This is a genomic window from Halobacillus sp. ABR2_026 (genome assembly GCF_056158545.1).
This window is the reverse complement of record NZ_JBSWTM010000001.1, coordinates 2,236,846-2,250,295: the sequence shown is the minus strand read 5'-3', so window position 1 is coordinate 2,250,295 and position 13,450 is coordinate 2,236,846. Positions and strand designations below refer to the sequence as shown.

Annotated in this window: 14 protein-coding genes and 1 pseudogene; 14 read left to right on the top strand and 1 reads right to left on the bottom strand. The window is 33.6% G+C overall.

The genetic code is table 11. The features are described from left to right. Positions 1-164: 164 nt before the first annotated feature. From ACXADE_RS11620 to ACXADE_RS11580, 9 genes and pseudogenes are all read left to right on the top strand, one after another. Positions 165-413 carry a hypothetical protein gene (locus ACXADE_RS11620; protein WP_474980628.1) on the top strand — a complete coding sequence of 83 codons (249 nt, stop codon included), beginning with the start codon at positions 165-167 and terminating at the stop codon, positions 411-413. Between the two features lie 411 nt (positions 414-824). Then, positions 825-2,609, top strand: coding sequence for a M3 family oligoendopeptidase (locus ACXADE_RS11615; RefSeq protein WP_474980627.1), 1,785 nt, complete (start codon positions 825-827; stop codon positions 2,607-2,609). A 222-nt stretch (positions 2,610-2,831) separates the two neighbouring features. Then, positions 2,832-3,335, top strand: a complete 504-nt coding sequence (locus ACXADE_RS11610) for a GNAT family N-acetyltransferase (protein ID WP_474970537.1) — start codon at positions 2,832-2,834, stop codon at positions 3,333-3,335. 571 nt (positions 3,336-3,906) lie between these two features. Continuing rightward, entirely contained in the window at positions 3,907-4,380 is a 474-nt protein-coding gene (locus ACXADE_RS11605; protein WP_474980626.1) for a GNAT family N-acetyltransferase, read from the top strand. A 120-nt stretch (positions 4,381-4,500) separates the two neighbouring features. Further along, positions 4,501-4,926, top strand: coding sequence for a GNAT family N-acetyltransferase (locus ACXADE_RS11600; protein ID WP_474980625.1), 426 nt, complete (start codon positions 4,501-4,503; stop codon positions 4,924-4,926). A gap of 131 nt (positions 4,927-5,057) precedes the next feature. Beyond that, positions 5,058-5,549, top strand: a complete 492-nt coding sequence (locus ACXADE_RS11595) for an NUDIX hydrolase (RefSeq protein ID WP_474980624.1) — start codon at positions 5,058-5,060, stop codon at positions 5,547-5,549. 362 nt (positions 5,550-5,911) lie between these two features. Continuing rightward, a pseudogene (locus ACXADE_RS11590) lies at positions 5,912-7,193 on the top strand (histidine--tRNA ligase). 505 nt (positions 7,194-7,698) lie between these two features. Beyond that, positions 7,699-8,337 carry a DUF3885 domain-containing protein gene (locus ACXADE_RS11585; RefSeq protein WP_474980623.1) on the top strand — a complete coding sequence of 213 codons (639 nt, stop codon included), beginning with the start codon at positions 7,699-7,701 and terminating at the stop codon, positions 8,335-8,337. A 236-nt stretch (positions 8,338-8,573) separates the two neighbouring features. Continuing rightward, positions 8,574-9,599, top strand: coding sequence for a S66 family peptidase (locus ACXADE_RS11580; RefSeq protein WP_474980622.1), 1,026 nt, complete (start codon positions 8,574-8,576; stop codon positions 9,597-9,599). Between the two features lie 100 nt (positions 9,600-9,699). Here the strand turns inward: ACXADE_RS11580 and ACXADE_RS11575 are convergent, their stop codons facing one another. Continuing rightward, positions 9,700-9,948: a hypothetical protein gene (locus ACXADE_RS11575; protein WP_474980621.1), complete on the bottom strand. Its 249-nt coding sequence runs from the start codon at positions 9,946-9,948 to the stop codon at positions 9,700-9,702. Between the two features lie 285 nt (positions 9,949-10,233). On the opposite strand from ACXADE_RS11575, the gene ACXADE_RS11570 reads away from it, so the two are divergent. The 5 genes from ACXADE_RS11570 to ACXADE_RS11550 all read left to right on the top strand — a co-directional run bounded on the left by ACXADE_RS11570 (position 10,234) and on the right by ACXADE_RS11550 (position 13,373). Continuing rightward, positions 10,234-10,998, top strand: coding sequence for an alpha/beta fold hydrolase (locus tag ACXADE_RS11570; protein ID WP_474980620.1), 765 nt, complete (start codon positions 10,234-10,236; stop codon positions 10,996-10,998). 191 nt (positions 10,999-11,189) lie between these two features. Beyond that, positions 11,190-11,363, top strand: coding sequence for a hypothetical protein (locus tag ACXADE_RS11565; protein ID WP_169516202.1), 174 nt, complete (start codon positions 11,190-11,192; stop codon positions 11,361-11,363). Between the two features lie 167 nt (positions 11,364-11,530). Next, positions 11,531-12,175: a hypothetical protein gene (locus ACXADE_RS11560; protein WP_474980619.1), complete on the top strand. Its 645-nt coding sequence runs from the start codon at positions 11,531-11,533 to the stop codon at positions 12,173-12,175. A gap of 212 nt (positions 12,176-12,387) precedes the next feature. Beyond that, positions 12,388-12,903 (top strand): hypothetical protein, encoded by a 516-nt coding sequence (locus ACXADE_RS11555; RefSeq protein ID WP_474980618.1) that lies wholly within the window; start codon positions 12,388-12,390, stop codon positions 12,901-12,903. 239 nt (positions 12,904-13,142) lie between these two features. Then, positions 13,143-13,373 carry a hypothetical protein gene (locus tag ACXADE_RS11550; protein ID WP_474980617.1) on the top strand — a complete coding sequence of 77 codons (231 nt, stop codon included), beginning with the start codon at positions 13,143-13,145 and terminating at the stop codon, positions 13,371-13,373. The last annotated feature ends 77 nt before the right edge of the window (positions 13,374-13,450 follow it).

The following is a 13,450-nucleotide window of genomic DNA, read 5'->3' as shown; positions in this document are numbered from 1 at the left end:
AGTTTTATTCTTTGAAGTAAATATCCAGGGCTGGATTACTGCATTGGTTGGACTGTTATCATGGTCATTGTATTTTTTTGTTACATACATAGATAAAAGCAGAACAAAAAACCATCAGTAACATCTATTTTATTAATAGTTATAAGAGGAAGGAGGGTCCTTAAATGGTAAATTTAGGGAAGAATGGCGAATCTCAAAAAAAATGGTTAACTGAAAAAAGAATGTACTATTTTTTTATTTTTGGTGCACTCTTATTAATCATGAATCTTTATCGACATAGTAAAGATCCATATAACCCAGAAACCTCTCCTCCCGTGTATATCTGGTATGCTGATATTATAATCTGTGCTACCTTTATGATAGCCCCAATAATTGGTATATTGGTTTTAAGATTAAAAAGAAACAAAAAGTGACGAACATATTAAATTAAGAAATAAGCGAGGCATAAATGCCTTGTCTATTTGTCAGGTTGTCGAGAAAGTATCGAAAACCTGATTTCTTTTGCCATTTTACGATGAACATCAAAAATTAAACCAGAGGATCCAGATATACTAACCCCTCCTTTGCTTAAGCAAACTCTATTAGAACGGTCTTTTATCTCGAAATCGATTCTTCCACTGATGATATATCTCGAATTCAAGTCTTCAAGTAATGGGGGCTATTGTTTAACATGGGCTGTCGTTCTTTTAATTAAATTACTCAAAAGAGGCATTGATTTCGTTAGTCAATGTCTTTTTATTTTTCAAGTTTTTTCCTCCAAGATATGTTAATGTGAGAACGTACGTTTGTTTTGAGCTTTTTAATACATTTATCAGGAGGGTTTTATGGGGAAAGTCAAATATCCAAAAGTTTGGAATTTAGATAATCTTTTTAAGGGGGAAGGAAAATCAAGTCAACTTTTAGATCATATCAATCGATTAGAAGGTCTTGTACATAGCCTAGAAAAATGTGTTATATCTTTTGATACAAATGAAGGCAGTAAAGTTTTAGAGGTAGTAGATGCCATAGGTAATATTCGCCTGAACCTATCACAAGCTAATTCGTTTATAACTTGTCTTCTTGCACAAAATCCAAAGGATCAAGATGCTGGGATTCTAAGAGGAAAAGTTGCCCAAATAGAATCTCGTTTTGAAAAAGAATTATCGAAAGTAAAGAAGATATTATCTAATACAAAGGAAGATGTATGGGAAAAGGTACTAGAAAACAAGGCATTACAAGATTATAAATTTATTCTAAACGAATGGCGAGAAAATGCAGATGCGAATTTGTCAGATGAGGAGCTAAGTTTAATTGCTGACCTAATGGTTGATGGATACCATGCTTGGGGGCGATTCTATAATAATTTAGTAAGTAATATTAACGTACATATAAATGTTGAGGGAAAAGAAGAGAATCTATCAGTTGGACAAGCCATTAACTTGCGGTCACATTCTAATGAAGAAGTACGTAAGGAAGCTCATTATGCATTAGAATCTATATGGAAGGAGAAGGAAGAATTATTTGCTAAAATCATAAATCATATTGCTGGCTTTCGTTTACAGGTAAATAATAAACGTGGGATACAAAATGTAATAGAAGATCCTCTGAAAAAGAACAGAATGAAAGAAGAAACCCTGAATACGATGTGGTCAGTGGTCAGTAAATATAAACAGCCTTTCTCGAATTACCTGGATCGAAAAGCTGAAACGTTGGGCGATTCTCGCATGAAGGCTTATAATTTTTGGGCTCCCATAACAAAAAGTGAGCAAAAGATAAAATACGACGAAGCTGTACCATTCATTATGGAGCATTTTAACCAGTTTGGAAGCGAATTAGAAGGCTTTGTTAGACATGCTTTCAATGAAGGATGGATAGAGGCCGAGGATCGTCCCAATAAGTCTGCTATTCCGTTTTGTGCTGGTTTTCCCTTCACGGGTGAATCTAGAATATTTATGACATTTACCGGGACTTTTTTAAATGTATTAACTCTTGTTCATGAATTGGGTCATGCTTTCCATAATCACGCCATGAAGTCAGTGAATGGTTTGAATAAACATTATCCGTTAAGTATTGCTGAAACGGCTTCAACCTTCGCCGAAATGATTATATTTGATGCATCTATGGAAAAGGCAATTACAAAAGAAGAAAAATTATTTATACTGGATGAAAAATTAAAACGCAGTGTAATGAACTTTATGAATATCCATTCAAGATTCTTATTTGAGCAGAGATTTTACGAGAAACGTAAGAATGGTTTGGTTTCAACCGAACGTTTAAATCAGCTAATGGAAGAATCAATTAACGAAGCGTATGATGGTTCTCTAGAACAACCTTCTATACACTCTTGGGTTTGGACACCTCATTACTATATTACCCAGTCACCTTTTTACAATTTCCCTTATACTTTTGGCTATTTATTTGCATTAGGTATTTATGCAAAGGCAAAAGAGAAAGGAAAAGAGTTTGAGGAAGATTACTTAAACTTACTTCGTGATTCTGGAAGTATGACTGTGGAAGATTTAGTTATGAAACACTTAGGTGAAGATATTACTTCAGAAGAATTCTGGGAAAAAGGAATGGAATTATGCGTGCAAGATGTAGAAGAGTTCATTAAATTAACTGAGTCCTAAAGTGGTGGGTGGTTTAAATTAAGGCCGTTACTACTCTAGTATCTCGATTTCGAGTCTTAAACAATCGGGGGCGATTGTTCAATAAGAACTATAGCATGTTCACTACCTGGAATAATGTTGGTAATAATTAAGATTGGATAAGAATACGAATATGACCTGTATGGTCATAGATTACAAGCTAAACAGTTTCAATTACACATTCAATAGAAGGGGAATAATTACATGCCATTTGTCAAAACTGATAGATTAACTTTAGTTACTTTCACAACCGAAATGATGAAAGCCTCTTTATTCAGTTATAGAGAGCTTGAAAGAATAACAAGTTATAATGTGCCATCTGAATATCCAATGGATGATTATAAAGAATTACTTCCTTACAAAGTTGAACGATTTAATCAGTATCCCGAAGAGAATGAGTGGGAAGGAATTATTATACATACAGAAACTAACACGATTATTGGAGATATGGGATTTAAAGGTGGACCAAACGAACATGGAGAAATGGACTTAGGATATAGTATCCTCCCAAGATATCAAGGTAATGGATACGCTACTGAAATGGTCATGTCCATGGTTCGTTGGGGGTTGAAACAACCAAAAGTTAAAAAAATTACAGCAAGCTGTTCTAATGAAAACTATGCTTCTATACGAGTATTAGAAAAAGCAGGATTTTGGCAGAGTGATAATGAGGACGATGAAATCTATTGGGAAATTGACTATATCTAAAATATGCTTAATCAACGGTATAGTTAAATTATAATGAAATTCATTAGTTTATCTCGAAATCGAGTCTTCCGCATAAGGGGGCTTTTCTTGAACATTGGGGATCGCTTCCTTTTTATGTTAATTAGGATAGTTGAAGTCTTAAATTTGAGATGAAACATTATGTTACTATTCAAATTACGGAGGTCTTATATGTGAGATAAATGATTACTTGCCAGGAGGTATTTCAAAATGAAATTAACTCTAAGTCTAATAGGCTTGTTTTTGATAGTGGTTATATCACTCTATAACATTTTTAACAGAGACCTTCCTAGTACCCAGATATCTGCTTTTACCGTACTTGCTTTTACAGTAGGTGGGTTAATTAGTATATATATAAGTTACATTAAAAAAGACCGTAAAAAATAGAACTTTACAATAAGAGCAGCCGGTCCAATATGGAGACTGCTTATTTTAGATAGCTCTGATCCACCTTTTTGTTAAAGCATTAATGCTCCTATTTGTATAATTTCTAACGGATGGGCAGGACTGAGGAATATACTTTAATGAAAAAAACAATAGAAATGAGGGCATTATGAATTTATACATTAAGAAAATGAACATAAATTCAGCTAGAACGATACTGGGTTGGAAATATGAAAAGCCATATGATTTTTATAATATTGAAGTGAATGAAGAAGAGATAAGAGAACGACTCGATGGTTCTTATCAAGCTATAACTGACGAAAATGATAAATTAATTGGTTTCTTATGTACAGGTAAGACAGCTCAAATACCGGTTGGCCATAATTATGGTGTTTACAATGATAATGCTGTAGATATGGGGCTTGGTATGGACCCTGATTATACAGGAAATGGATACGGGCATGATTTTTGTTCATTTATCATTAAATACATAAAAGAAGATTATGCCGGCATTCCAATAAGACTATCAGTCGCAACATTTAACAAAAGAGCAATTAATTTATACCAAAAACTAGGATTTACAAAAAAGGATAAGTTCACTACTAAATCTGCAGAGTTTATTACTATGATTAAAAATAAATAATGAATTTTATTCAATAGTAGGGGGCAATTGTTCAATAGAGCATTACCCCTTTCTTACATATATATAGGCAATATCGTTGTGCTAAAATATTTTATTCAAGAACTTATATGGAGGAACATTATGAAAATAACTCAACAATGGAATCAAGAAGACAGTAATTATATTCGTAAAAAGGTAATTGAACACAATCTTTCTAAATTACCAGATGAAGTAAAACACCCAGTCAAGAATATTAGCTTTGTGCTTCGAAATGAAGAGGAGAAAATTTTAGGTGGCATTACTGGAAGGATTTTTTGGTATAACTTACATATTGAATTCTTATGGGTTGATGAATCTCTTAGAGGAAAAGGCTACGGAAAACAGTTATTAGATAATATAGAGGAAATAGCAAGAGAGAATAGATGCAACCTCATTCAACTAGATACATTTAGCTTTCAAGCCCCAAATTTCTACCAGAAATATGGTTATGAAATAGTTGGTGTAATAGAAGATCATCCTAATAATAATAATCAACAGTATTATCTTTCCAAGAAACTGGCTTATTGAGGTATGTTGTATAACTAAGGGGGGCAAGTTGAAGACTTCCCAAGACATATCTCGAAATTGAGTCTTAAAGTAACGGGGGCAATTCTTTAACATTTGCTCATTTTTATCACGACTTGCAGAGGAGAGTAGTAATGACAACTAAATACGTTAATTGGGGAGAAGCAGTAGTTAAGTTAACGTGGAAGTATGATAAAGCACTTCCTCCGAGAAGATTTATTACAAGCGTACATGGATTTTGTTTTAAAGATGATAGGTTACTATTAGTGAATTTAAATCACAGAGGCTGGGATTTTCCAGGAGGACATATCGAATTTCAAGAATCTCCGGAAGAATGTATGAAGCGCGAAGCGTATGAAGAAGGATATGTTACTGGAAGGTGCTATCCTTTAGGCTTTATTGAAGTAGACCACAGTGAGAACCAACACTGGGATGAAAACAGTCCCTACCCTAAAGTAGGTTATCAAGTTTTTTATCGTATGGATATTGAACAACTACATAACTTTCAAGCCAAGTACGAATCGACAGAAAGAAAATTTATAAATCCAGATGAGTTCAATAAATATTATCATGATTGGAATGAATTGCACCAAGAAATATTAGATTTTGCCACAAACCAAACTTAGTTTATTGTCTTGAGCAAAATATGGACATCGCTTAAGATATCTCGAAATCGAGTCTTAAAGAAACGGGGGCGTTTATTTAACATACTTCTCTTGGAAAGTGTATGCTTGTAAAGAATTGGTGGAAATGTTTGAAAAAAATAGTAATTTGAAGTATGATACATTACAAGAAATCAGAGGTGAACAAAAATGATATTGAATAAACTTACATACTGTTCACAACTACATCATCATATGTACTAGTCTTGCTATTCGATTTAAACATCGTACATAGGAAGACTATTTATCATGAACCGCATTTGATTAAGTTTTTCACTTAAATCAAGTGCGGTTTTTTTATATTCAAAATCACAGGAGGTATAACCATGAAGAAAATGAACTATCAAAATGTAAAAGGAACACAGGATTATATAGGGAGGGAAGAAGTAGTAAAAAGAAATATTAAAAGGACATTAGAAGATGTGTTTATTCAATATGGTTGTAAACCATTAGAAACACCGATTTTAAACTATACGGAGCTATTGGCTTCTAAATATGGCGGAGGTTCAGAGATATTAGAAGAAATGTACACATTATCAGATAGAGGGGAAAGAGATTTAGCATTACGATATGACCTCACGATTCCTTTCGCTAAGGTTGTGGCGATGAATCCTACTTTGCGAATGCCCTTCAAGAGATACGAAATCGGAAAAGTGTTTAGGGATGGACCAATTAAAGAAGGAAGGTACCGCGAATTTACTCAATGTGATGTTGACATAGTAGGTGTTGATTCGCAGGTAGCTGAAGCTGAATTAATGAGCATGGCTCTGGAAGCTTTTAATAGGCTAAAAGTAGATGTGACGATTCAGTATAATAATAGAAAACTGCTAGTCGGAATGCTAAATGAATTTGGATTGGCTGAAGAGATGACTAATGACGTAATATTAGTTTTAGACAAGATAGAAAAAATAGGAGTTAATGCAGTAATTGCTGAACTTGCAGAAAAAAAACTATCCAATTCTATCATTGACCAAATAAGAACATTTTTGACTGATGAAAGGAATACAACTTTAAGCTATTTTGAATCTATTGCAAAACGAAGTGAGATGGTCAATCAAGGGTTGAACGAATTAAGAGATCTTGAATCTTATTTAGATATGCTTGGTGTTAAAAATCAGTGTATATTCAATCCATTCTTAGCAAGAGGCCTGGAGAATCTATACTGGCACAATATATGAGATTTTCTTAGCTGATAAATCAATAAATTCGAGCATTGGTAGTGGAGGAAGGTACAATAATGCAGTAGGTGGACTTATGGAAACAAATGAGGAATTTCCAACAGTAGGTATATCCTTTGGTTTAGATGTTATTTATGCTGCATTAAGTAAAGCTGATAATATACAAGTGAACTCGGATATAGATTATTACATAATTCCACTAGGAAAAACTAAGGAATCGTTACTTGTAGCAGATAGCTTCAGAAAACAAGGCTTTAAGATTGAGTTAGAATTAGGCAATAAGAAATTAGGTAAAGCGCTTGATAAAGCAAATAAAGAAAATATTCCAAATGTAATTATCATCGGTGAGGAAGAAGTGAAAAATAATGAATTGAAGTTAAAAAATATGGATTCTGGAATAGAAAGTATTGAGCCTTTTAGTTTTGTATGATTAAGTTATCTCGATCTCGAGTCTTAAACTAACGGGGGCGATTGTTCAGGGAAGATATAAGTTGGGGGGGAACTCCATTTAATGGAAAGTAATATTTTCTTATTGGAGGGTGTTTAATTTGCAAGACGTCAAAAGGTTTAGAGCGGAATACATAACCATATCATTAATGGCATTGATAGGTATTGCCTTATTATTAACACTATTTACGGGACTATCAACAATAAAAGAGACAATTAATTTTTCTCTGATCATTGTATTACTTTACTTTTTAACGAAAGATGTTAAAAAAGGGACGACTAAAAAGAAATCATCAATTATTGCTTATAAATATATTGTACTGGTATTTCTATTCTCTTATTTAACTCTATTTTGAATAGTTATATTCGTGCTACTACGTGTTTTAGATAAGGGCGATTTGAAGAAACATATCTTGAAATCAAGTCTTATAGAAACGGGGGCTTTACTAGTCAGTTGAACTGGTAAATAGAAACTACGAGGTGTTGAAATGCAGTTAAAAGACTTTATGAACGAAAATTACCCCAATTTAGAACTTAGACCACCTTTGTTTTATAGTTGGGATATTGGGATTCGTTTTGAACTTGGTGTAGATTGGAGAAGGGAATATGTTTATCCAAACAACCTTTATGTATTGGGGTGTTATAAAAGGGCAATTACTTTATTTGAATCCCTACATTCTCCAACAGAAGAGATTTTTGTCGTGATGGATGTCAATGATTTTGATAAAGGGAAAAACCTTAAACATCAGTTGAAGAATTTTTCCCCGTATGTAAATAAATCATTGTTGTTTAGATTGAAACATCGAGCATTGCCTTATATTTTTCCAGAAGATGATGAAGAAGGTACATACAAAACTCACAGATTTACTCTAAGATGCAAAACATCAGATTTTAAATATGTTCCATTGTTAAAAGCAATTTGTAATCAAGACTTGGGTTTGAAACCGATTATTTACCATAGAGTTTACTTCATCAACATCAATAGGAAAACCATCTTTCACGTGTACGATGACAGAGGTTGTGATTTGTTGGCAACTTCACCTGTTACAATAAAAGATACTTATGATAGACACTATGACTGGATTTTAGACTATGATAGACCTGCAATTGATAAGGTATTTAACTGAATTTTATTTATTGGAAACGCCCTAAACAAACATCTCCCATTTTATAATGAAAAATCAACATTATATAAGCAAAAGTAAAAGAACAGTAAGAGTTATCTCGAATTCAAGTCTTAAACAAACGGGGGCGATTATCTAATAGGATAGCCGCTCTTTTTTATCATATAAATGGTTGATTATGGCATCTGATTTTGTAATAATGAAATAATTATCTTGGGAGGTTAAAGGGGGACAATAGAGTGGTTAAGTATCCGCCAGCATTAGAAAAAGATGACGAGATTGCTGTAACAGCTCCTTCAAGTGGGGTAGAAGAGCAATTACATATGTTAGTTCATAAAGCTAAAGAAAACGTCGAGAATAAAGGGTTCATAGTAAAAATAGGTGAGACAGTATGGACAGAAACTAAATCTAGAAGTGCTAAGGCATCTATAAGAGCAAAAGAGCTGATCAAATTTCTGGAGGATGAAAATGTTAAGGCAATTATCCCTCCGTGGGGAGGACAGTTTTCCATGGAAGTCTTACCTATAATTGATTGGAATTACATTAAGAGCTTACCCCCTAAATGGATACTGGGTTATTCAGATGTTAGCACGATTTTGTTAGCATATACGACGATAACTGGGAATGCTTCAGCACATGGAACGAATTTTAATGAGTTATCAGCTCCTAAATGGGACGAGCTTACTACAAAATGGACGGACGTTTTAGGCTGTAATAAAGGTCAGGATGTAATTCAATACTCATCAAATCAATACCAATCATCTTGGACTCGAACATTTGAGAACCCAGCTACAGGTTTTTACTTTGATACAGAAACAGAGTGGAAATCACTTACCGGTCAGAAATCTCATGAGTTTTCAGGAAGATTACTGGGAGGTGTCATGAATACATTACAAACCTTGATTGGTACTCCATACGATAAGGTAATGGAATTCACTACTCAACATGCCAAGGAAGGAGTAATTTGGTACTTGGAATCTGTTGATTGGAGTGCTGCAGAGATATATAGGTGTTTGTGGCAGATGAAATATAGTGAATGGTTTAAGAATGTCAATGGAGTACTTATAGGAAGAGCGAGTGGGTACTCTCCAACCAAAGATTTTGAATTAGAGGATGCTTTGATGAATGTTTTTGGAAAAGAGATACCAGTTATATATGACGCAGATATTGGACATATGCCTCCACAGAATATACTCGTAAATGGAGCATACTCAACGGTAACTTATCAAGATGGAAAAGGGACTATAAGGATGCAGTATATTTAGGTATATCTCGAATTCGAGCCTTCAACAAACGGGGGCTTTAATTTAATAGGGAATATCATAAGTTAATATTTTTTGTTTACTTGTTTTGGCATAACCCCGATTAAAATAAAGAAAGAGGTGTGACATTGAGAAACGCTTTAAGGTATGGTTTCTTTTTATTAATCATATTGTCAATTACAATATTCTTTAGCCTGAAAATGTTCATTAGTTTAGTTAATATTATCGGTTTTGGGTCAGCTTTAATTTCTGCTTTCCTTATGAAAACGTTTATTAGAAGGTCTGAATTAAATGTGGCTTCAACAGATAAAGGAGATAGAGAAGAAAGAAGGTTAGGAATGATGATTGGCATATTCGGTTCACCATTTTTGATTACTTCGATTATCTTTTTGATAACGTAAATAAAAGCAGTTTGAAGTTTTATAAGTAATGGCGAATTATCTCGAAATCAAGTCTTCATGAAACGGGGGCGATTATTCAATAAGAATGATCGCCCTTTATTATTAGAGAGTTGGGCAGGTTAGTTGAAGACTTAGTTTCGAGATATTCACACCATATGATTGTTTTATGTGATTTGGATTGATGATGGTATAGTTAAATTACTAACAAAAATCCTAAATAGAATGAGGTGATATGTTTGAAAATAAAGAAAGATATAGTTGAAACTTCAAAAGGGAAATTTCAGTATAATATTAGCGGTAGTGGTAAACCAAATATAGTTTTAATTAACGGCGGATTAGGGCCAATAGAAGGTTGGATTAAAATTTTACCTGACATATCAGGAATCTCATCTGTATTTTCCTATAATCGTCTTGGTGTTGCTGGTAGTGATAAGCCTGAAGAAGAACAAGATGGGAGGACAATTGTAGAAAATTTACGTGAAGTATTAAAGAAAGTAGGGATTGAACCCCCATATTTGCTTGTGGGACACTCATTAGGAGGCTTATATGCAAATTTATTTGCACGAATATATCCTAACGAAGTAGTAGGGATTGTCTTTTTGGAAGCTAGCCATCCGAAAGATATCGACCTTGATGAACACCACGGCAAATTCGTTAAAACTATCAACAAGTTGTTCTCTATGTTTGATTCATTGTCTTCCAAGAAAAAATTTAATGAAGTTAATTTTGTGAAGACAACGGTCAGTCAAATTCAGCAGAATGAAGCCTTTCCTGAAATAATAGTATACGTTATTACAGGTGAGAAGCAAAGTCGTATGATGCCAGAGATAGCTCGTCAAAATAGACTAGATAACCAATTAGAATTACTATCCTTATCTCCAAATAGCACACACATTATTGCTGAAAAAAGTGGACATTTTCCACAGTTATCGGAACCACAGGTAGTAATTGATGCAGTTGAAGAAGCTGTTCAGAAAATAGAATCAAATAACAAAAATTAGCTTTTTTACGAGTCTTTAGTAAAATAGCATAAATCTGTTTATCTTGATTTCAAGTCTTCCTGATTTGGGGGCGTTTCTTCAATTGAAGGATCGCCTTTTTTACATTGGTATAGTTTGGGAATGTACTCCGTTGGTAATAGAGGTCAGTAAGGACAGAGATTAAATATAGGTAATAGGAGGAGAATTGCAATATGAATAAAAGAATTAAAGATCGCATTATCTCTGCACTCGCTTATGCAGTCGCTGCTATTCTCTTCGGATACTTCATATTCGGTGAAATGAACTGGTCACTTGTATTAGGATTAACGCTAGGCGGTTTCACTTTTCCTATAACAGGCAAGTTTGGGCGTAGTAACACATCGTAAAAACATCTCGAATTCAAGTCTTAAAGAAACGGGGGCGATTGTATAACATGGTAATCGCCTTCTGTCTAAGTATGGGAAGTAATTTGTATGGTGAGGGGGTTAAATAAAATGATTTTACATAAGAGTATTGAAGTTTTAAAACAGTGTTCTTAATTAGGAGGGATATTTTGCATAAAGTCTATTTAGCAATTATTGCAATTCTTCTTTTGGTACTCTCATTTGTATGGGTACAACCGAGCGAATCTTCTCAAGATCAAACAGTGTTAGATGAAAATTCTAATAGTGTAACCAATGTCCAAAAAAGTGAAGAGTCAACTAATTCGATAGTTACTTTTCAGGAGTATTTTTCGGGTGTTACACCAAAAGAGGATCTTCTTGAAAATAAAGAGGGGGCTGTAATTGAACTAGAAAATGTACCTAAAGATGAAACTAAACAATATGCAGCCGGTCTTTTGCTCGAAGCCAGAAAGGCCGTTAATTCAGATGGAGTAATAGAAAGTCCAAAGCTAGATAACTTAGATTCATTTTTCTCACCAACGGATACACAATTAAAAGAACTTCTAGAAACATCTGAATCAACTCTAGCTACTAGATTATTGAATTCTTCAGTTCAAATTGAACAAGCAAATGAACTAATCGATAATGAAGAGATCACTAAAGAATTAGATGCGCTCAAAGAAAAATTTATTAAAATAGAGTTGTATGAGCAAAAAACTCTTTATGAATTTAGTCTAGCTCTACACAAATATAAAAAGGCTATAGAAAATGTCATACTGATTACGAACACTTATACTGCTGATAATACCGGCTAATGCACCCTGAACTTCATATATCTTGATTTCGAGTATTAAGCTAACGGGGGCAAAAGTTAAAGATCACAATTATAGTCTTTAGCTTTTTCTTTTTTATATGGAATATTATTAAAAATAAGAAAACTTTTCCTGCTCAATTTCGTCTCATAATAAAAGGGAGTTCTTTAATAAACTCTTTTGAATCTACTTATTTTAATGAAAGGGGTAAAAAAATGAAGAATTCAGCTTTCATTTTTCCGTTTCTTTTATTAGTTGCTACCCAATCATCATTCGCTTATCCAGTAGATACCAACCAATCTTTTAAAAATGAGAAAAAACAGGAAGATACCCAAGTTTGGATAGAAGATTACGATGCAGGAATTCAAATCATAAAACCACATTCTAAGGATGCTATTGATATTAATAACCAGGATAAAATTGTAGGGATAATAAACACTATAAATTCAGCTTATGATATTGATTCTAATGTTGAAGAGAAAAATAAGTTAGGTGTATTAAAGTTCAGTGATGTTATCGTTATTCATGTTTACCTCTTCAAGGATAAAAATTCAGTTTATCTACAGTCTGATAAAGGTGCAAAAGTAGTGACAACAGAAAAATTTTACGATCTATTTATTCAAATGCCGGAAGGTGAAAAGCTACCCCCAGGAGTGCAACCTAAATCTTTCCCTCCATTACCAAGAGGAGACGGACTAGATTCTAAAGATATAAAAAAGCTTTTCTTTTAATATAAAGCTATGTTTTCTTCTGATTATCTTGAAACTGAGTCTTAAAGAATAGGGGGCGTTTCTCAAGACGAATCGCTAGTTTATCTGTTGGGTGCAGGGAAATTGAAGGCTTGAAATTGTGATTAAGAAGATATTTAAGAAGCATAAGCAATATTGTAAAAAATCACTTGTTAATTTATTGAAAGTGTTAATCTTGTGAGGGACAATTTCACCAGGGATAGTGAGGTGATATTTTCAAGGTGGCAAAAACAGGATTATTAATTGTAGGGATTACTCTTGCAGGTTATGCATTATTTACTGAAGAACCATCGAAGGTGCTGCCCTTTGTTTTGCTAATTTTAGGGTGTTTTATGATTCTTAAGAGTGTTGATGAATTTTACAAAATTAAACGTCCATACGTTAGTCTTTTCCAATTGGCCGTTGGGGTATTTGCAATATACGGCTTTTATCAAGCTTTTATGGTTATGTAATCAAATGAGTATTGCGGACAATAGAGCCAGTGACTGCAGGTGAGTGAGCCACTTGTGTAGCTTATAAATGAGGTTTG